This is a genomic window from Janthinobacterium svalbardense, from assembly GCF_002327145.1.
GTDB lineage: Bacteria > Pseudomonadota > Gammaproteobacteria > Burkholderiales > Burkholderiaceae_D > Janthinobacterium > Janthinobacterium tructae.
Genome location: NZ_CP023422.1, coordinates 2,033,222 through 2,052,674 on the forward strand (window position 1 = coordinate 2,033,222; position 19,453 = coordinate 2,052,674).

Annotated in this window: 18 protein-coding genes; 6 read left to right on the top strand and 12 right to left on the bottom strand. The window is 65.5% G+C overall.

From position 1 onward, the window contains the following. Nucleotides 1-165: 165 nt before the first annotated feature. From CNX70_RS09000 to CNX70_RS09020, 5 genes are all read right to left on the bottom strand, one after another. Nucleotides 166-3,006, bottom strand: coding sequence for an ATP-binding protein (locus tag CNX70_RS09000; RefSeq protein WP_244199086.1), 2,841 nt, complete (start codon nucleotides 3,004-3,006; stop codon nucleotides 166-168). A gap of 181 nt (nucleotides 3,007-3,187) precedes the next feature. Next, nucleotides 3,188-3,643, bottom strand: coding sequence for a hypothetical protein (locus CNX70_RS09005; protein ID WP_096234425.1), 456 nt, complete (start codon nucleotides 3,641-3,643; stop codon nucleotides 3,188-3,190). A 269-nt stretch (nucleotides 3,644-3,912) separates the two neighbouring features. Continuing rightward, nucleotides 3,913-4,818, bottom strand: coding sequence for a ribosome small subunit-dependent GTPase A (gene rsgA / locus CNX70_RS09010; RefSeq protein ID WP_096234426.1), 906 nt, complete (start codon nucleotides 4,816-4,818; stop codon nucleotides 3,913-3,915). Then, nucleotides 4,815-5,180, bottom strand: a complete 366-nt coding sequence (locus tag CNX70_RS09015; protein ID WP_071078777.1) for a 4a-hydroxytetrahydrobiopterin dehydratase — start codon at nucleotides 5,178-5,180, stop codon at nucleotides 4,815-4,817. The genes rsgA and CNX70_RS09015 overlap by 4 nt, the downstream gene beginning before the upstream one ends. Next, the gene (locus CNX70_RS09020; protein ID WP_096234427.1) at nucleotides 5,177-6,457 is read right to left on the bottom strand and encodes a M48 family metallopeptidase; all 1,281 of its coding nucleotides are present in this window, start codon (nucleotides 6,455-6,457) and stop codon (nucleotides 5,177-5,179) included. Before CNX70_RS09020 ends, CNX70_RS09015 begins: the two co-directional genes overlap by 4 nt. A 56-nt stretch (nucleotides 6,458-6,513) precedes the next feature. On the opposite strand from CNX70_RS09020, the gene orn reads away from it, so the two are divergent. Continuing rightward, nucleotides 6,514-7,110, top strand: coding sequence for an oligoribonuclease (gene orn / locus CNX70_RS09025; protein WP_180278604.1), 597 nt, complete (start codon nucleotides 6,514-6,516; stop codon nucleotides 7,108-7,110). 71 nt (nucleotides 7,111-7,181) lie between these two features. Here orn and CNX70_RS09030 read toward each other — a convergent pair whose 3' ends face one another. Together CNX70_RS09030 and gcvA are read right to left on the bottom strand one after the other, a co-directional pair. Continuing rightward, on the bottom strand, nucleotides 7,182-7,547 hold the full coding sequence (locus CNX70_RS09030) for a hypothetical protein (RefSeq protein ID WP_096234429.1): 366 nt from the start codon (nucleotides 7,545-7,547) through the stop codon (nucleotides 7,182-7,184). Then, entirely contained in the window at nucleotides 7,544-8,488 is a 945-nt protein-coding gene (gene gcvA / locus CNX70_RS09035) for a transcriptional regulator GcvA (protein WP_096234430.1), read from the bottom strand. Before gcvA ends, CNX70_RS09030 begins: the two co-directional genes overlap by 4 nt. Before the next feature lie 317 nt (nucleotides 8,489-8,805). Here gcvA and CNX70_RS09040 point away from each other — a divergent pair, with 317 nt between their 5' ends. The 5 genes from CNX70_RS09040 (at nucleotide 8,806) to CNX70_RS09060 (ending at nucleotide 13,760) form a co-directional block, all read left to right on the top strand. After that, nucleotides 8,806-9,705 (top strand): DMT family transporter, encoded by a 900-nt coding sequence (locus CNX70_RS09040; protein ID WP_096234431.1) that lies wholly within the window; start codon nucleotides 8,806-8,808, stop codon nucleotides 9,703-9,705. Nucleotides 9,706-9,899: 194 nt separating this feature from the next. After that, nucleotides 9,900-10,994, top strand: a complete 1,095-nt coding sequence (locus CNX70_RS09045; RefSeq protein ID WP_208624509.1) for a hemin-degrading factor — start codon at nucleotides 9,900-9,902, stop codon at nucleotides 10,992-10,994. Further along, nucleotides 10,982-11,920, top strand: coding sequence for a heme/hemin ABC transporter substrate-binding protein (locus CNX70_RS09050; protein ID WP_096234432.1), 939 nt, complete (start codon nucleotides 10,982-10,984; stop codon nucleotides 11,918-11,920). The genes CNX70_RS09045 and CNX70_RS09050 overlap by 13 nt, the downstream gene beginning before the upstream one ends. Then, nucleotides 11,917-12,963, top strand: a complete 1,047-nt coding sequence (locus CNX70_RS09055) for a FecCD family ABC transporter permease (RefSeq protein ID WP_096234433.1) — start codon at nucleotides 11,917-11,919, stop codon at nucleotides 12,961-12,963. The genes CNX70_RS09050 and CNX70_RS09055 overlap by 4 nt, the downstream gene beginning before the upstream one ends. A gap of 8 nt (nucleotides 12,964-12,971) precedes the next feature. After that, a complete protein-coding gene (locus tag CNX70_RS09060) occupies nucleotides 12,972-13,760 on the top strand; it encodes an ATP-binding cassette domain-containing protein (protein ID WP_096238349.1) in 789 nt (262 codons plus the stop codon). A gap of 5 nt (nucleotides 13,761-13,765) precedes the next feature. Here CNX70_RS09060 and CNX70_RS09065 read toward each other — a convergent pair whose 3' ends face one another. From CNX70_RS09065 to CNX70_RS09085, 5 genes are all read right to left on the bottom strand, one after another. Beyond that, nucleotides 13,766-14,200 carry a hypothetical protein gene (locus tag CNX70_RS09065; RefSeq protein WP_208624510.1) on the bottom strand — a complete coding sequence of 145 codons (435 nt, stop codon included), beginning with the start codon at nucleotides 14,198-14,200 and terminating at the stop codon, nucleotides 13,766-13,768. Further along, the gene (locus CNX70_RS09070) at nucleotides 14,197-15,639 is read right to left on the bottom strand and encodes an efflux transporter outer membrane subunit (protein WP_096234434.1); all 1,443 of its coding nucleotides are present in this window, start codon (nucleotides 15,637-15,639) and stop codon (nucleotides 14,197-14,199) included. Before CNX70_RS09070 ends, CNX70_RS09065 begins: the two co-directional genes overlap by 4 nt. Then, nucleotides 15,636-16,706: an HlyD family secretion protein gene (locus CNX70_RS09075; protein WP_096234435.1), complete on the bottom strand. Its 1,071-nt coding sequence runs from the start codon at nucleotides 16,704-16,706 to the stop codon at nucleotides 15,636-15,638. The genes CNX70_RS09070 and CNX70_RS09075 overlap by 4 nt, the downstream gene beginning before the upstream one ends. A 26-nt stretch (nucleotides 16,707-16,732) precedes the next feature. Continuing rightward, on the bottom strand, nucleotides 16,733-18,274 hold the full coding sequence (locus CNX70_RS09080) for an MFS transporter (protein ID WP_244199087.1): 1,542 nt from the start codon (nucleotides 18,272-18,274) through the stop codon (nucleotides 16,733-16,735). A gap of 176 nt (nucleotides 18,275-18,450) precedes the next feature. Beyond that, nucleotides 18,451-19,386, bottom strand: a complete 936-nt coding sequence (locus CNX70_RS09085; protein ID WP_096234436.1) for a LysR family transcriptional regulator — start codon at nucleotides 19,384-19,386, stop codon at nucleotides 18,451-18,453. Between the last annotated feature and the right edge of the window lie 67 nt (nucleotides 19,387-19,453).

Genomic DNA, 19,453 nt, shown 5'->3' on the forward strand with positions numbered 1-19,453 from the left:
GTGCCTGTTTGTCGCGCGGGTCGATGCGGTTTGCCAAGTTGTAAATCATGCAATGGCAGGGACTTCAGCCATTCAATTATAAGGGTTTTGCTTTTAGATTGGAAAGACTGGTCGGACGGGTACTTGTGTAGACAAGTGGCCGCGTCCAGCCAGTGTCTTGCCGGCTCAATAGATGTTGGCCGGGGTGGCCGCATCGATCTGCGGCGCCACCAGGGGCAGGTCCAGCGTGAAGCGCGTGCCGGCGGGGCTGCTGGCCACCTGGATGGTGCCGCCCAGCAGGGCCGTGACGATGTTGTAGCTGATCGACAAACCCAGGCCGCTGCCGCCCTGGCCCAGCTTGGTCGTAAAGAAGGGATCGAAGATGCGCGACAGATGCTGTTCGGCGATGCCGCCGCCATTGTCTTCAAAGACGATCAGCACGCGCGCCTCGTCGGCCGCAGCGGACAGGCGCATCCTGCCCGCGTTGCCGCCGTCCATCTGGTCGAAGGCGTGCAGCAGGGAATTGTTGATCAGGTTGGTGGTCACCTGCCCGAACGGGCCAGGATAGCTATCCATGGCGATGCCGAATGCGATGTCCGTCTCGATGCGGTGGCCCGAGCTGCGGATGCGGTTCATGACGGTGGCGATGATTTCATTGCTCACCTGTTGCAGGTCGAACTGGCGCCGCTGTTCCGTGGTGCGGTCGACGGCCACCTGCTTGAAGCTGTTGACCAGGTCGGCCGCACTGTGCAGGCCGCGCATCACCAGTGCCGACGCCTTGCCCGCATCGTCGATGTAGGCGGCCAGGTCGGAGCGGCGCAGGCCGGGACCGTTCATCAGGCGTTCCACGTCTTCCGTCTTTTGCTGCATGGTGCTGGCGATCAACAGACTGTTGCCGATGGGGGTATTGAGTTCATGCGCCACGCCGGCCATCAGGGAACCGAGGGCGGCGAGTTTTTCCTGCGACACCAGTTGCGCCTGGGCATCTTGCAGCTGCCGGTAGGCGCTGGCATTGTCGAGCGCGATGGCGCCATACGCGCACAGAGTGCGGAAGATCAGCCGCTCGCGTTCGCCGTAGGCATGGGCATGGCAAGCCTGCACCGTCATCACGCCCAGCACGCGCTCGCCCACCGTCAAGGGCACATACAGCACGCTCTGGTTATGCAGGGTGCCGGGCACGGTGTAGGCGTGGCGCTTGGGCGGCACCTGGTCGATATACACTTCGCGCCGGCCCAGCAGGCAGCGCACGGAGTAGGCGCGTGGATTGCTCAGTGGAATGGCGTTGTCGGACAGCGGCCGGCCCGCTTCCATGCCGTGCGCGCGGCGCAGCGCCGTGCCCGCCGCATCGAGCATGTAGACGGCGAAGGTGTTGACTGGCAGCAAGGCATGCACGTGGCGGTCGAGCACCTGGAACACGGCGCTGGCGTCGAGGTGGGTGGTGATTTCCTGGCCGATGGCCGACAGCCGTTCCAAGGTGTCGCTGGTCTGTTGCAGCACTTCGGCGCGGCGCGCTTCGGAAGCGGCCAGTTCGCGGTGGTGATAGCCTTCCGAGCGCGCATGTTCCGTCTGGTGGTAGACCTGCATGGCGGTGGCGCGGTTGCTGGCTTGCTGGGTGTGGCTTTTTTCGCGCGCCACGCCCGCATCGAGGGCGATATCGTAGGCGCGCGCATAGTCGCCCGCATGCGCGTATTCGCGCGCCAGCGCATCGAGCAGTTCGCCGGGCGGCACATAGCCTTCGATGGAAGAGGCTACCTGCAGCGCCTGGTGCAGGAAATGCAGGGCCGGATTGCGTTCCTGCATGCCTGACGGCGGCGGCAGCTCGTGGCGCGCATGCAGCATGGCCAGGACGCGCAGCGCCGCTACCTGGTGCATGGCGTCGCCCTGCGCCGTGGCCAGCTGGCGCGCCCGCTCGGCCGCTTGCAACGCCTCGTCCGGTCGGTCCAGGTAGGACAGCGCGTGGGCGCTGCCGCGCTGCGCCATGCTGCGGAAATCGGCCTGGCGCAGCGCTTCGGCGCGCTGCGCCAGGCGGCTGAAGGCGTCGAGCGCCGTGTCGTAGTCGCCCTTGTCCAGGCTCAGTTCGCCCAGGTGGAACAGCGCGTTGGCATACGTGCGCGCACCCGACACGGGGGTCAGGATGTGCAGCGCTTCACGCAGCAAGTCTTCGGCGGCGGCCAGGCGTCCCAGCTTGCGCATGGTTTCGGCTGTATGCGTCTGGCAGGCGCCGATGCTGCGCGGCCAGCCGGTGGGGCGCGCCAGGTCCAGCGCGCACTGCATCCATTCGAGGGCCGATTCGTTGTCGTTGAGGCTGGAGAAGCAGTCACCGATATTGATGGCGGCCGTGATGGCGCCGCGCAGCTGGCCGCTTTCCAGCGCCGCTTCATAGCTTTGCATGTAGTGGCCGGCAGCCGCGCCCAGGTCGCGCGACGTATGCGCCAGCAAGCCACGGTAGTCATGTACCCAGGCGGCCAGCGGCGCGGGCAGCTTGCCGCTGGCGCTGTCGGCCTGGAAGTGCTTGCCCCAGCGCGCCTGCGCGGCTGGCGCATCGCGCAAGACGGCCCAGCGCGCCGAGGCCGCGTCGGCCAGGCGGGCGCGCATTGCATCGCCGGCGCCGCGCGCTTGCTCCGCTGCGGCCAGCAGTTCGGCATCGCAACGGGCATGGTCGCCCCGGTCGACGGCGATCGAGGATAGCAGCCAGTGGGCGTCGGCGCAGCCGACGGCGTCGCCGTGCGCGTCGCAGGTGGCGCGCGCTGCCATGGCCAGGCTTTCCGCGGAGTCGAGCGCGCCTTGCAGCCACGCTACTTCCGCCTGCACCAGTTGCAAGCGCGCACGCGCCTGTTCCATTGCTGCCGCTTCCAGGCCGGCCAGCGGCAGCAGCAGCTGCGCTTCCTCGCTCAGCGCAATTGCTCTGGTGCAATCACGCTGGCGCAAATGCCAGGATAGCAACAGCAGCAGCGGTACGCGCCCGGCACCGCGCAACGGCAGCAATGCGCTTTCCCACTGCGCTACGTCATGTTCGAGCGCGAACATTTCCATTCAAGCATTCTCCCCCGCAAACTTAGCCCCAGCCTGCGACCGCACAGGCCATGTGTCATCGCATTGTAAGCTGCATTCAGGGGAATTGTTCAGTGCGCCGGTCAGAATTATTCATCCGGCATGGCGCCACCGGCCGGGGCGATTTGCCCCCGGCGTTCGATGCTGGACCTGGCGCTTAGCGCGACACCAGGCGGATGCTGGCGCTGCCAGCGTCGGTGCTGGCGCTGCGCATGTCGGCGGGCATGCGCAAGCCGGGCAGGAACTGGGCGTCGTCGATCACCACGCGCTCGCCCGCATTGCTGAAAACGAAGGCCGTGCCCTTTTTGCTGACAAACTGGCCCGGCCCGGTGGGATAGATTTCCACGCTGGGCTTTTCCCGCAATTCACGCTCGTCGATCAGGCGGCCAAAGAAACGGTTGTGCTGCTGCTGGACTTCCAGGCGTTGTCCATTCGACATGCGGTATTGCTGTTCGATGTCGAAGGCTTCCTGGGCTGTGACGTGATAGTAGGTGCCAGTCGTGACGCGCACGCTGTCAGTGGTTTGCGGTGCGGCGGCGGTTTGCGCCTGGGCCGTGCCGCCGGCAAGGGCGAAGATAGCGGCGAGGAGGGGGAGTAAGCGTTTGGTATGCATGACATTCACCTTCGATCAGGATGACAGGATTGGTTAGAGTTAGATCGTGTGGTCGCTGGCGGGTTTCCGGCAGGGACTGGTGTCAAGTTAGCAAACGCACCTGGCCATCGCCAGTGGCAGGCGATGGAAGGCAGGTTTGAAGCGCTGAAATGCCGAAAACAGCGGATGAACGGTTTTGGGATTAAAGTCGGATGACGGGCTCGGCAGCGAAATTAAATTTCGCTTGCCGGGTGTTTTTCGGCTCTATATTTGAATGAGCGAAATATTTATTAATACAGCGTCTGCGCCGATTCGTGCAGCAGCTGGCCATACAGGGTATGGCGCATCTTGGCGATCTTGCCTTCAGACAATGCTTGCAGGATGGCACACTGCGGCTCGATCAGGTGGCGGCAGTTGTAGAACTTGCAGCCGCCCAGATAGGGCTGGAATTCGCGGAAGGCCCGCTCCAGCATGCCCTCGGACAGGTGGTACAGGCCGAATTCCTGGAAGCCCGGTGAATCGATGATGGAGCTGTTCGCGCCCAGTTCGTCCAGCTTGTACAGGCGCGTAAAGGTCGTCGTGTGCTTGCCCGTGTCGAGCGCGGCCGAGATTTCGCGCACGGCGATGTCGGCGTCCGGCACCAGCAGGTTGATCAATGACGACTTGCCCATGCCCGACTGGCCGATCAGGATCGACGACTGGCCCGCCAGCAGCGGCGCCAGGGTGGCTACGGCGTGCTCGGGTTCGGCGCGCGCCGATACCTCATCGACGGGATAGCCCATCGAGGAATACGGCAGCAGCCGTTCGCGGGCGCGCTCCAGCGAGGCGGTCACGTCCGTTTTATTCAGGATGATGCGCGCCGCGATGCCGGCTGCGTCGGCCGCCACCAGCGAGCGCGAGATCAGGTCGTCGGCAAAGCCCGGTTCCGTGGCCACGACGATGAACAGCTGCGTCAGGTTGGCTGCCAGCAACTTCGATTTGTACTGGTCCGAGCGGTACAGCAGGGTCTTGCGTTCCTCGATGCGGTCGATGACGGCCTGGTCGTTGGAAGTGCGCGTCAGGTGCACGATGTCACCCACGGCCACATTGGTCTTCTTGCCGCGTGTCACGCATTGCAGCTTGGCGCCGTCCACGTCGGCCAGGTAGTGGCGGCCATGGGCGGCGATGATAATACCCGTCAACTTGCCTTCGCTCATGGTGCCACCTGGCTGCTCTGGTAGATGAGGTCGGCCTTGGCGGCGCAGATGAAGTCGTTTTCGGACAGGCCGCCGGCGCCCTGGTTGACCGAGTGCGTATCGTAGCGCACGGCGCAGGTTTTGTAAGTAATGATGAGCTCCGGATGGTGGTCTTGCGTATGGGTCATATAGGCCAGGGCGTTCACGAACGCCAGGGTCTGGTAGTAATTCTTGAAACCGAAGTCGCGGCACAGCTTGCCATTTTGCACCGTCCACTGGGGCAGCAAGGCGTGCAGGGTGGCGATGTCTGTGTCGCCCAGCGCCTGCTGGCGCGGTGCGCAGGACAGTTGGGACAGGTCTTGCGAAGTCGATGGCGTATTCATGTCGTAGCCCCTTTCAGGTGGCGGATGCGCACGCTGGCCGGCGGGTGCGAGTCGTAGAAGGCCGAGTGCAGCGGGTCGGGCGTCAGGGTTGACGCATTGTCTTCATACATTTTGACGAGGGCCGAGACCAGGTCGTCCGCTTGCGTGTGCGTGGCGGCAAAGGCGTCGGCTTCGAATTCATGCTTGCGCGAGCTCAGCGAGGTCAGCGGTCCCAGCAGGAAAGTGAAGACGGGCAAGGCCAGCATGAACAGCAGCAGGGCCAGCGCGTCCGTCGGCTGGCCCGTCAGTGCCAGGGTGACGGGATCGATGCCCAGGCCCGCATAAAACCATGGCTGCGTCTTCAGGAAGCCCAGCAGCGCCAAAAAGCCCAGCGAGATGACAAACATCATGGCGATGCGCTTGACGATGTGCTTGAGCTTGAAATGGCCCAGTTCATGCGCCAGCACGGCTTCGATTTCCTGCGGCGCCAGGCGCGACAGCAGGGTGTCGAAGAAGACGATGCGCTTGTTGGCGCCAAAACCCGAGAAATACGCGTTGCCATGGGCGCTGCGCTTCGAGCCGTCCATCACGAACAAGCCTTTCGAGGCGAAACCCACGCGCTGCATCAAGCCTTCGATGCGGCTTTTCAGCGATTCATCGGCCAGCGGCGTGAATTTGTTGAACAGCGGGGCAATAACTGTAGGAAACAGCACCATCATCAGCAACTGGAAGCCGCTCCAGACGAACCACGCGTACAGCCACCACAGGTCGCCCGACTTGGCCATCAGGGTCAGCACGACCCAAATCAGGGGCAGGCCGATGGCCGCGCCCAGGCCCACGCCCTTGAGCATGTCCGTGAAGAACAGCTTGCGTGCCATGGTGTTGAAGCCGAAACGTTGTTCCAGCACGAATTGGCGGTAGTAGTCGAAAGGCAGGTCGATCAGGCCGGAAATGGCGGCGAAGGCGGCGATCAGGCCGATCTGGTACAGCATGGGCGAACCCGCCCCCATCCATTCATTCAGGGACAGCGCCAGCCATTGCAGGCCGCCCAGCAAGGTAAAACCGATCAGCACGGCGTAGTTGACCAGCAAGGTCAGCAAGCCGAACTTGGTCTTCGCCACCGTGTAGTCGGCCGCCTTCTGGTGCGCGGCCAGCGGGATCTTTTCCGCGAATTCGGGCGGGACTGCCGCGCGGTGCGCCAGCACGTGGCGAATCTGCCGCGAAGCGAGCCAGAAGCGCACGGCGAGGGTCAAAACGAGGACGGATACAAACAAAATCGAAAACGCGAGTGAATACATTCTGTGCCTGTGAGAAAATGGCTGATTATTTAGTTTGATTAGGCCAAGAGAGAATTATGTCACAAGCGACCGACTTAACTGCATCCACCCCCGCACCCATTGTCCCGGCACGTCCAAATGAGATGAACCTGGTCTGGGTTGACATGGAAATGACGGGCCTGGAGCCCGATACCGACCGCATCATCGAGGTGGCGGTGGTGGTGACGGACATGCATTTGAACCTGCTGGCCGAAGGCCCCGTGTTCGTGATTCACCAGTCGGATGAAACGCTGAACAAGATGGATGCCTGGAACAAGGGCACGCATGGCCGCTCCGGCCTGATCGACAAGGTGAAAGCGTCGACCGTGACGGAAGCGCAGGCGGAAGCGGAGCTGATCGCGTTCTTGAAGAAATACGTACCGGCAGGCAAGTCGCCCATGTGCGGCAACACCATCGGCCAGGACCGCCGCTTCATGGTGCGCGGCATGCCGAAGCTGGAAGCGTTCTTCCACTACCGCAATGTGGACGTATCGACACTGAAAGAGCTGTGCAAGCGCTGGAAGCCGGAAATCGCTACCGGTTTCAAGAAACACCAGAAGCACACGGCCCTGGCCGATATTCTGGAATCGATCGAAGAGCTGAAATATTACCGCGAGAATTTTATTAAATTGTAATGGTGTTGTCGGCTTACGCGCTGCGCGCTAAGCCGACCTACGAGCCGTTACCGCCGCTGGCGTAGGTCGGGTTAGCGCCTTGGCGCGTAAGCCGACACATCCGCCGCCTCGAAGGCGAGGGCAGACCAAGCGCCATCCTCATCCTGCCACTCCAGCGCAAACGGCCCCGTTTGCCGCAAGTCCGTGATCCATACTGTTTCGCCAGGCTGGCGGAAATATTCCGCGCTCTGCCCGAACGGCTGTCCCAGCCGGCACAGCACCAATCCCTCGCCCGCCACGGCGCACCATTGTTCATCGGCATCGATCAAGGCCACGGCCGGATCGCCATAGAATTCGCCCAGCTCTTGCCGCCTTCCATTGGCCGCCGTCACGCTGGCCTGTTCATATTCATGCTGGACAATATATGTGGCGCTGCGCGCCAGTTCCCTGTTCGTCATGCGCTCTCCACGGTGGGCCAGACGGTTTCCTGGTCGGCGCGGGCCTCGGCGATCAGCCATTCGCAGAACGCGTGCACGAGGGGACGCGTTTCCGCCTGGGGCGAGCGCAGCAGGTAATAGCAGTGTGGGCCGCGCACCGCGTGTTCGAACACGCGCACCAGGCGGCCCGACCGTAAATCGTCGCCGATCAGGGGGCTGGCGGCGATGGCCACGCCCTGGCCGCTGGCGGCCGCGTCCAGGCATAAATACGTGTGCGAAAAGCGTGCGCCGCTGTTGCCGCTATTGCCGCTGTAATGCACGCCGCAGCTGTGCAGCCAGCGCGTCCAGTCGATTTCGCCGGGCAGGTGCACTTCCGGTTCGTCGTGCAGCAGCGGATAGCGCAGCAGGTCGGCGGGCTGGCGCAGGCTGGCCGCGTTGGCGCGAAAGCCGGGGCTGCAGACGGCGGAAAACCATTCTTCCATGAGTAAATCCACTTTGAGGCCCGGATAGCGGCCCGGTCCCAGGCGGATGGCCACGTCGACGCCATCGCGCGCCAGGTCGACCGGGTGCATCGAGGCCAGCACGCGCAGCTCGATCTGCGGATAGCGGTCGCGCAGGCGGCCCAGGCGCGGCATCAGCCAGCGCGAGACGAGCGAACTGGTGGCCGTCACCGTTACCACCTTGTCATCGCCCTGGCGCCGGGCCTGCTCGGAGACGTCGGCCAGCTGGTTGAGTATCGGCCCCAGCGAGGCCGCATAGCGCTGGCCGGCGCTGGTGAGCACCACGCCGCGCGGCATGCGCTGGAACAGCACGATACCGAGCCACGCTTCCAGCTGTTTCACGTGGTGGCCGATGGCGCCAGCCGAGACGTGCAATTCTTCGCCCGCGCGCTGGAAGCCTTCATGGCGGGCAGCCGCCTCAAAGGCGTGCAGGGCGGCGAGTGGGGGCAAGGGACGTGACATGGCACTCTTCAAGGGAATTGAGCCTCAGTAATATTCGGCCTATCCGTGAAGAATATTGGTTTGTTTCATTTTGCGCAAGCGAATATGATGCCGTCATCGCGTGAAGTGACCCGCAATAGGATTCACGCATGCATTTCACGCACGCATCACCTTCCAGCCTTGCTTGGCATTAATATTTACAACGCCTGGGAAAACCGTCGCGAGCGGCAGTGATTTGTGGCTGAGAAGCGCAACCGTACTTCAGTACGGTGAGCATCGCAGGCCGCAAAGCGCGACGCGCAGCAGGTTTGCCCTGGCGTACTCAAAGAGGTTTAGTCATGTCTGATCGCCGCGCCGTTGCGCTGGTGTTGCTGTCGGCCGCCGGTTTCGGCAGTTCCGCAGTGTTTGCCAAGGCGGCCTATGCGTCCGGGGTCAACCCGTCGACCATGCTGGCCTTGCGTTTCGTCATCGCCGCCATGCTGTTGCTGCCGCTCGTGTGGCTCGGTGGCTGGCGCTTGCCGCGCGGCCGCCTGCTGGCTGGTTACATGCTGATGGGCCTGATGTACACGGCCCAGTCGCAAGGCTATTTCAATGCGCTCATGTATGCCAGCAGCGGCCTGTGCGGCATGTTGCTGTACGTGTATCCCGTGCTGGTGACCATCCTCGCGCTGGCGCTGGGCTGGGAAAAGCTGGACCGGCGCATGCTGGTGCTGATGGCGCTGGCGATTGCCGGCATGGCCATCACCCTGGGCGGCAAGCTGCAGGGCCAGCCCATCGGCATCGCGCTGGCATTGATGGCGGCCGGCGTGTACGCCGTGTACATTCTGTTTGGCAACAGCCTGTCGAAAAGCCGCGAGAATATTCACCCATTGGCCGCCTGCGTGGTGATCCTGGGCACGGCCGGCCTGTCGAATACTGCGATTGCACTGTGGCAAGGCGTGGCCTTGCCTGGCACGCCGACGGGCTGGCTGGCCGTCAGCGCCATCGCCCTGTTCTCGACGGCCATCGCGATTGCCGCTTTCTTTGCCGGCGTGGCGCAAATCGGCGCGGCCAAGGCGTCCATCATTTCCACGTTTGAACCTGTGATCACGATGGCGTTCGGCGTGACCATGCTGAAAGAAACCGTCAGCGGCACGCAATTGCTGGGCGGCGCCATGGTGCTGGCCGCCGTGGTCTTGCTGGCGCAGCGTCCCGCGCCCAAGGCGGCGGCCATGCCGGGCGTGCAGGCCAGCGCATGATCCTGTTTTCCTGAACTGATCGGCTGTATCGATCGGTCTCCTTTGGCGCCGCGACGGGTTTCCTGTCGCGGCGTTTTTTTTTGCACATAAAATCTTGATTGCGAATGATTCTCATTTATAATTGACTGCAAGATTCCCCCACCACCAGCCAGCCCTCCGCATGCCAGCCAGTGTTCGCCTTGAAAGGAGACACCGTGTCGAGCACGTTCCCCATTTGCAATACCGAGCTGGTCGCCAGTGAATTTGCCCGCCTGCGCCGTGAAAAGAAGGCCCGCCACCGCGACATCGCCGAGGAACTGGGCATAGCCGAAGGCGAGCTGATTGCCGCGCATGCGGGCCTGTCGCTGGCCGATGGCGCCTTGCTGGGCGCCGTGCGCCTGCAAGCCGACTGGCCCGCCATCGTCCAGGCGCTGGAACCGCTGGGCGAAGTCATGGCGCTGACGCGCAACGCTTCGTGCGTGCATGAAAAGACGGGCGTCTACCGCAAGACTAGCCACAACAATCACGTGGGCCTGGTGCTGGGTGGCGACATCGACCTGCGCGTGTTTTACCGCCAGTGGGCACATGGCTTTGCCGTGCGCGAGATGGGCGAGCACGAAGTGCAGCGCAGCCTGCAATTTTTCGATGCCGCCGGCCACGCCGTGCACAAGATATTCCTCAAGCCGCAAAGCGATCTGGCCGCCTATGACGCGCTGGTGGCGCATTTTGCCGACGCGGACCAGGCGGCCGGCATTGCCGTGATGGCCGCGCCGCCGCCGCCGGCGGAACTGCCCGACGCGCAGATCGACGTGGCCGGTTTTCGCGCCGCCTGGGCCGACTTGCGCGACACGCATGAATTTTTCACCGTGCTGAAAAAATATTCGGTCTCGCGCCTGCAGGGCCTGCGCCTGGCCGAAGCGCGCTTCGTGCAGCAGCTCGACAAATCCTGCGTGCTCGACCTGCTCAATAGCGCCGCCCTTGAAAAAGTGTCCATCATGGCCTTCGTTGGCAATGCCGGCATGATCCAGATCCATTCTGGCCCCGTGCACAAGATCGCCGTGATGGGGCCGTGGATCAATGTCCTCGACACGCGCTTCAACCTGCATTTGCGCGAAGACCATATCGCCAGCGCCTGGGTGGTGAAAAAGCCGACAGTCGATGGACTGGTGACATCGGTGGAACTGTTCGACGCCAGGGGCGACACCATCGTCATGTTCTTCGGCGAACGCAAGCCGGGCGTGCATGAACTGTGCGAATGGCGCCATATCGTCGAACGCGTCGTGCAGGAGGGCGAACTATGCGCCGCATGATCGCCGCCAGCGTGGCGCGCCGCATCGCGCTGAAAAAAATGGGGGCGGGAGCGCTGGCCCTGGCCGCGCCGATGCAGGTGCTGGCCGCCGTGTCCGACGCGGGCACACCTGTGGTCAAAGCGCGGCGCATCGTCAGCGTCGGCGGCGCCCTGACGGAAATCGTGTATGCGCTCGGGGCGCAGGGCGAACTGGTGGGCGTCGATACCACCTCGCTGTATCCGGCCGTGGCGCAACAGCTGCCGCAAGTGGGCTATGCGCGCACCCTGTCGGCCGAGGGCGTGCTGTCGCTGGCGCCCACGCAGCTGATCGCCACCGAGGAAGCGGGGCCGCAAGCGGTGCTGCGGCAGGTGCGCGACGCGGGCGTGCCGGTGGCGGTGCTGAACGCGAATAACCAATTCGAAGGCTTGCTCGAACGGGTAAAACAGGTGGGCCGGATCACGGGCCGTGCCGACCCCGCCGCGCGCCTGGCGCAAGCCTTGCAGCAGCAATGGCACGGCGCCCTGGGCAAGGTGCGCCAGCGCAGCCAATCACCGGTGCAATCAGCCGTGCGCGTGCTGTTCATCCTCGCCCATGCGCCGAACCAGGTGATGGTGGGTGGGCGCGAGACGGGCGCCGACGCCATGCTCGCGTATGCGGGCGCCGTCAACGTGATGGGCGGTCAGGGTGGATTCGCCGGCTACAAGCCCCTTACGCCGGAAGCCGTGATCGCCGCGCGGCCCGATATCGTGCTCGTCACGGATCAGGGATTGAAAGCCTCGGGCGGCGTGGACGGCATCCTCAAATTGCCAGGCCTGGCGCAGACACCTGCCGGGCGCAAGCACCGCATCGTTTCGCTGGAAGCCATGCTGCTGCTGGGCTTTGGCCCGCGCATGCCGCAGGCGCTGGCCGAACTCGACGCCGCGTTTGCCAAAGCCATGGCCGCATGAACGTGCGCGCGATGACGCCGGCAGTGTCCTGGCCACGCTGGGGCGCTGGCGGCTTGCTGGCCGCCGCCCTGGCTTGTGGCTTGCTCATCGCCGTGCAGGCGGGCGCCGTGCCCGTGACCCTGGCCGACTGGCTGGCGCCGTTGCAAGCGGGCGACGATGCGTTGTCCGGCGGCGCCTATGTGCTGTGGCATATCCGTTTGCCGCGCGCCCTGTTTGCCATCCTGATCGGCGCCGCGCTGGCGCTGGCCGGCGGCCTGACGCAAGGGTTGTTTCGCAATCCGCTGGCCGACCCGGGGTTGCTGGGCGTGAGCAGCGGCGCCGCCTGCGCGGGCGCGGTCACCATCGTCTTCGCCGCCAGCCTGCACGTGGCGCCCGAGCTGCGCGTGTGGCTGCTGCCGGGGGCCGCGTTTGCCGGCGCCATGCTTATTTGCGTGCTGCTCGATCGCGTTGCCCGCTGGGCCACGCCAGGCTCCATCATCGGCCTGCTGCTGACGGGCGTGGCGCTGAACGCCATCACGGTGGCTGTCATGGGCCTGTGCATCTACCTGGCCAGCGACGACCAGTTACGCACCCTGACTTTCTGGACATTGGGTTCGCTGTCGGCCGGCAGCTGGCGCCAGGTGGCAGCCCTGCTGCTGGTGCTGGCCGGCGCGCTGTGGGCCACGCGTTTTCTGATGCGTTCCCTGAACGCGCTGGCGCTGGGCGAGGCGCAAGCGCTGCACGTGGGCATCGACGTGGACCGGCTGCGCACGCAGGTGATCGTGCTGGTGGCCGTGTTGACGGGCTTTGCCGTCGCCTGGTGCGGCGGCATCGGTTTTATTGGCTTGATCGCGCCGCACCTGGTGCGCACCTGGCTGGGCGCCGACCAGCGCCGCGTGCTGCCGCTGGCGATGCTGATGGGCGGCTTGCTGCTGCTGTTGGCCGACACCCTGGCGCGCACGGTCGCGATTCCCGCGGAAGTCCCCGTCGGCATTTTCACGGCCTTGCTGGGCGGGCCATTTTTCCTGATGCTGTTGCGGCGCTTCCGCCACGGCACAGCCTAGAGGTGAACATGACGCCCATACTGGAACTCGCCTTCGCCACCACGCAACTGGGCCAGCAGTATTTCGGCCCCTTCAATGTGCAGGTGCATCCCGGCGAGCGCATCGCCATTCTCGGCCCCAGCGGCGCGGGCAAGTCGACCCTGTTGAAACTGATGGCGCGCGAACTGCAGCCGCAGGCGGGCCAGGTGATATTCGCGGGCCGGCCGCTCGTGCAGTGGCCGCTGGCCGAACTGGCCCTGCGCCGCGCCGTCTTGCCGCAAGGCTCGAACGTGGCCTTCGGATTGCAGTGCGCGCTGGTGATCGGCCTGGGGCGGGTGGCACGCCTGGTCGACCCCCAACTGGAGCGTATCGTGCAGGAGGCGGCCGCCCTGGCGCACGCCGCGCACTTGCTGGGCCGCCGCCTGGATACGCTGTCCGGCGGCGAGCAGGCCAGGGTGCAGCTGGCGCGCATCTTCGCGCAGATGTGGGATGTCGACAATGGCTTGATACTCGTCGACGAACCGCTGGCGGCGCTCGATCCCGGCTTGCAGTTCGATTTGCTCGACAGCCTGCAGCAGTTTTGCGCCGCGCGCGGCCACGCCGTCATCGCCATCCTGCACGACATCAATCATGCCTTGCTGGGTTTTGACCGGCTGCTGCTGGTGCGTTCGGGCCAGCTGGTCGCCGATATCGGCAGCGATGCCGGCGCCGTACCCGCCCTGGCCGCGCTGTACGGCATCGCCCTGACGACGGCGACCAATAGCGATGGCGACGTGTGCGTCATCCCTGCCAGGAGCGCGGTGCGCAGGGCCGCCTGACTGATTCACCAGACGTCCGCCGCGCGCGGCCGCGCCATCTGGCCGCTGCCCAGCAGCCACACCATCAGGGCCTCGGCCTGTTCGCGCGTGGCGGCCACCTCCTGCACGATGCCGAAGGCTTGCATGGCGCCGGCCGCCATCGCCTGCAGGCGCGCGCGCTGCTCCGCGTCCGCCTCGACCGATACCAGGCCGCGGCAAAGGGCGGCCAGCGCCACCTTGTTATGCTTGAGCCACAGGCCGCGCCGCTTGCGGTCGATGTGCGCTTCATCGCTGCGCTCTTCCTCGAACAGCAGGACGAACGGTACACCGTGGCGCAGCAGGGCGTCCATGTCGTTTTCCCACAGCGGGGCATAGCCGGTGACGACCGTTTCAGGGCGAAAGCGCACGATGGGAAAGTCGCTGACGTCGTGGATGGAGAATTGGGTGCTATCGGGTTTCATCGTGTGTTTCCTTGTTCGCTAGTAGGTGAAAAGACTTGCCAGCCGCCGCCCAGCGCCTTGTAGACCTGGACCAGCGACAGCGCAGCGGTGGCGCGGCTGTCGACCAGTGCGGCTTCGTTGTTCAATAAGGTGTTCTGCACATGCAGCACGTTGAGCAGGTCCGTGCCGCCCTGGCGGTATTGCAGTTCCGCGCTGCCCAGCGCGCGCCGCCCCTGCTTGACGGCTTCATCGAGGCTGGCCTGGCGGCGAGCGTTGGCCTGGTAGCCAGACAGCGCGTCTTCCACCTCGTGCCAGGCGGCCAGCACCGTCTGGCGGTAGGCGATGGCTGCTTCCTGCTGCTGCGCCTCGCGCAATTGCAAGTTGCCGCGCAGGCGGCCGCCGTCGAACAGGGGCACGCTGAAGCCGGGGCCGAAGGCAAAGCGCCTGGCGTCCCAGCCGATATCGGACAGCTGCATCGCCTGCAGGCCGATGCTGCCAGAGAGGGTGATGCGCGGATAAAAATCGCCTTGCGCCACGCCGATGGTGGCCGTGGCCGCGTGCAGCTGCGCTTCGGCGCGGCGGATGTCGGGCCGCCGTTCGGCCAGGCTGCTCGGCACGCCCAGTTGCACCTGCATGGCGACAAACGGAATGTCCTTGCCGGCTGCCAGTTCCGCCTGCAGGGACTGCGGCGGCAGCGCCAGCAAGAGGGCGAGGGCATTGCCCAGGCGCGCTTCGCGCTGCGCTAGCTGTGGCAGGCGCGCTTCGATGGTGGCCACGTGGGCTGCCGCCTCGGCCTCGTCGAGCTGCGTCGCCACGCCTTCGCGCAGGCGGATGCGGGTCAGGTTCAATGTGTGGCGGGCGATATCGAGCAGTTGCTGCGTGATGGCCAGCGTCTGCTGCGCGCCGCGCAGCTCGATGTAGTCGCGCGCCGTTTCGGCCAGCACGGCCAGCAGCACGCCGCGCTGCGTTTCCACGGCCACGTCGACACGCGCATCAGCCGCTTCCACTTCGCGCCGCACGCGGCCCCACAGGTCCAGTTCCCAGGCCGCGTCGAGATTGCCTTGCCACAGGCTGTAGGCGGACTGGCCGTTGTTGCGCGACGGGTCGCTCAAGCCTTGTTCGCTGTTGCGCGCGCGGCTGTAGCTGCCATTCGCACCCAGCGACGGGCCTTGCGCGGCGCCGGCCACACCGCGCGCGGCGCGGCTCTGTTCCAGCCGGCTGCTTGCCGCCAGCAGGTCGAGGTTGGCGCCGGCGGCGCGCTGCAGCAGGGCGGACAAAGTCGCGTCGCCAAAGCTGTCCCACCAGCGCTGTTCGATGGCGCCATCCTGTGCTGCGGCGAAACGGGCGTCCTGCGCCTGGCGCCATTGCTGTCCCAGATCGTTGTGCGGGCGCTGGAAGTCGCTGCCGACGCTGGCACAGCCGGCCAGGCCCAGGGCCGTGATGAGTATCAGTGCTTTCATCGTGCGCTCACCTGTTGCAGCTGTTGACGGCGCATGGCCGTATCGATGCGCACTTCGGCCGACATGCCCACGCGCAAGCGATGTTCGCCATCCTGGCCCGGTTCGAGCGCGATCCTGACGGGGATGCGCTGCACCACCTTGGTGAAGTTGCCGGTGGCGTTTTCCGGTGCGATGGCGGCAAACGTCACGCCCGTGGCCGGCGCGATGCTGTGCACCGTGCCGTGCAGGAGCACGCCCGGATAGGCGTCGACGGCGATGCTGGCGCGCTGGCCCTGGCGCACGTGGGTCAACTGGGTTTCCTGCAGGTTGGCGACGATGAAGCTGCGGTTCAAGGGCACCACGGCCATCAGGCTGGCGCCGGGCGCCACCAGGGCGCCGACGCGCACGGCGCGGCGTCCCACGATGCCGTCGATGGGGGCGCGCAGCTGCGTATGCGACAGATCCAGTTCGGCCCGTTGCAGACCGGCGCGGGCGCGCAGCAGGGACGCTTCGGCCGCGCCTTGCTGCGCCTGAAAAATGTCCGTCTGCTTGCGGGTGGAGACCAGGGCGGCGCGGTTTTGCGCCAGGCGCGCGCGGCTCACGTCGAAGCGCGATTGCGCCTGCTGTGCGTTCTGCACGCTGCCCGCGCCCTGGCCGGCCAGATGCTGCGAGCGGGCCAGTTCCTGCTGCGCCAGTTTGTCTTCCGCCTGGTTGGCGTCGACCAGGGTGCTGGCCTGTTCGATTACCGATTGCTGGCGCTGCAAGGTAGCGCGGGCATTCGCCAGCTGCGCTTCGGCGCCGGCGACGTCGGCGCGGGCCGAGGCGGCGGCGGCCTGGTAATCGCGGTCGTCGATGCGCGCCAGCAGCTGACCCGCCTTGACAGTCTGGTTGTCTTCAACCAGCACGTCCCGCACGATGCCACCCACCTTGGGGGAGAGCACGGTGTAGTCGGCGCTGACGAAGGCGTCGTCGGTGCGTTGTTCGTCGCCATGGGCGAACAGCAGTTGCCAGGCGCAAAAGGCGAGGGCGCAGGCCAGCAGGGCCAGGCCGAGGATGAAAGCGCGCGAGCGCAGTATGGATTTTTGCATGGTGAAGCTCTTTCGTGAAGTAAAAGTCAGGCGGCGCGTGGCGGATAGACGCGCGTCGGCAGGATGGGAATGATCACAATCATGGCCAGCGCGATGGCGGCCACCGTGAGGTACAGGTCGGACGAGGTCAGGGTGACGACTTGCGCATGCATGCGCTGCGCCAATCCTTCCATGTCCACGCCGGCAGGCAGATTGCCCAGGCGCTCACTGAGCACCGTCGAATGAAAGTGGTTGCGGCGCGTGATCAGCGCATCGAGCACGCCGGTGGCGACGACGGCCGACATGCCCTTGATGGTGTTGAACCAGGCCGAGGCGAAAGGGCCATCCTGTGGCGCCAGGCCCGTGGTGGCCAGCAGCAGCAAGGGAATCACGGCCATCGGTTGCGCAAAAATCTGCACCGCTTGCAGCAGGTAGAAATGCGTGCGGATCCAGTCCGGCGACATGCGCGCACCGAGCACGCAGGACAGGGCCAGCAGGGCCAGGCCGATGGCCAGCACCCAGCGGCAGTCGACGGCGCGGATATTGCACAGGGCGGCCACCAGCGGCAGGGCGATCAGCTGCGGCAGCGCCACCATCAGCATCACGGGCGCCGTCTGCAGCGGGCGATAGGCGTGCACCTGCGCCAGGTAGGACGAGGGAATCAGGATCACGGCCAGCAGCACGAACAGCACGCCGCCCAGGGTTAGCAGGGCGTGGCTGAGGTTGCGCCGCGACAGTAGCTGCAGCTTGAAAAATGGCAGTGGGTGCGACCACTCGTTGATGAAGAACAGCACCAGCAGCAGGAGGCCGCCGCCCAGCAGCACGCAGATCAGCGGCGAGGCGAACCAAGCCAGGCGCTCGCCCTGCAGCATGCCGACTACCAGCATGCTGATGGCGGGCAGTCCAAGCAGCAGGCCGCGCCAGTCGAACTGGCGCAAGCGCTCCAGGCGCAGCGGGTCTTGCGGCAAGCCCCAGGACACCATCAGCAGGGCGACGATGCTGCCCGGGACGACTTGCCAGAAGGCCCATTGCCAGCCCAGATACTCGGTCCAGAAGGCGGCCAGCGGCGTGCCCAGGCTGGGACCGAAGGTGGCGCTCAGCGCATAGCCGCCCAGGCCATACAACTTGATATTCGGCGGCAGGAAGCGCAGCGCCACCGTCATCAGCATGGGCGGCAGGGCGCCGCCGGCCGCGCCCTGCACCACGCGCAGCAGCATCAGCACGGAGAGGTTCGGCGCGAACGGGCACAGTACGCCGGCGGCCATGCAGACAATGATGGCGGTGGCCGTCAGGCGGCGCAGCGAGAAGGTGACGGAGCACCACGGCGCGAACGCCATGGCCGACACCGAGGCGGCCGCGTACAGGGCCACGAGCCAGCTGGCGTCGTCGCGCGCGATGCCCATGGCGCCGCGGATGTCGGCCAGCGCGACCTTGGTGATGTTTTCATTCAGGCCGGACACCAGCACGGCCAGCAGCACGCCGGCCAGGCCCGTGGCCAGGCGCAGGCCGAAGGCGGGAGGTGCGGGAGGGGCGGGTGGCGCGGGTGGCGCGGCCGCGGGGGCGGCGCCGGTAAGCAGTACAGCAGACACAGGCAACTCCGTGGATGAGGATCAGTCCACGCAGTATAGGTAGCCGTGAATCTTGTGAAAATTGATAATAGGTGAAGTCTGGATTGCGTCTGGCGCAATGATGAGTGGGGTCGGACCCCGGTCTTTGTCGTTGGGTTTGGCGTCTGGCGGGTGAGTTCAAATCAAACTCCCCCCAATCAAATGCTGGGGTCAGACCCGCAAGGGTCTGACCCCGTGCACAAGTCCTTGATCATGCGCCGCAGCCAGCGGTGCGCATGGTCGTGGTCCAGACGCGGGTGCCAGGCCTGGAACACTTCCACGTTGTCGACGGGGATGGGCAGCGGGAACTGGCGCAGCTTCAAGCCCAGGCGCTCGACGATGGGCAGCAGCGGCGTGGGCATCAGCGGCAGCAGCAGGCGCGAATCGGCCACGGCGAAAATGGCCGACTGGAAGTTGGGGCTGATCAGCGAGACCCGGCGCGTGTAGCCGCGCTCGGCCAGGGCGGTGTCGAACGGGCCGCGCGCCAGGCCGCGCCGCGAGACGCTGATATGTTCGTACTCGGTAAAGCTGTCGAGGTTGATGGGGCCGTCGAAGATCGGATGGTCGCTGCGGGCGATGCCGACAAAGCCGCTGGAAAACAGCTGCTGCAGCTTGATGTCGGGCGCAAAGGCGCGCCGCGCGCTGATGTACAGGTCGATGCGGCCCGCGTGCAGGGCGTCGTTTTCCGTGGCGCCATCGCCTTCGGGCACGAAGCGCAGCACCGTGTGCGGCGCGTGCACGGCCAGCAGGTCGCGCAGCTTGCCGCCATACGCGCCGACAAACACGTCGTTGGCGCACAGGCTGAAAGTGCGTTCCAGCGTGCGCAGGTCGACTTCGCGGCCGGAAGTGAAGATGGCGTGCGCCTGCTCCACCACGCCGCGCACCTGCTCGCGCAATTCCAGCGCGCGCGGGGTGGGCGCCAGGCCGCGCCCGGAGCGCACGAAGACGGGGTCGCCGATGGCATCGCGGATGCGTGCCAGAGTGCGGCTCATGGCCGGCGCGCTCAGATGCATGCGCCGCGCGGCGGCCACGGCGCTGCCTTCCTCGAGCAGGATGTCGAGGGCAACGAGCAGGTTCAGGTCGGGGAGTTTCATGCGGCGATTATAGCCCGGGGGCCAGCGCCAGCGCTGCGCCGGCAGGACGCCGGCGCAGAGGGATGCT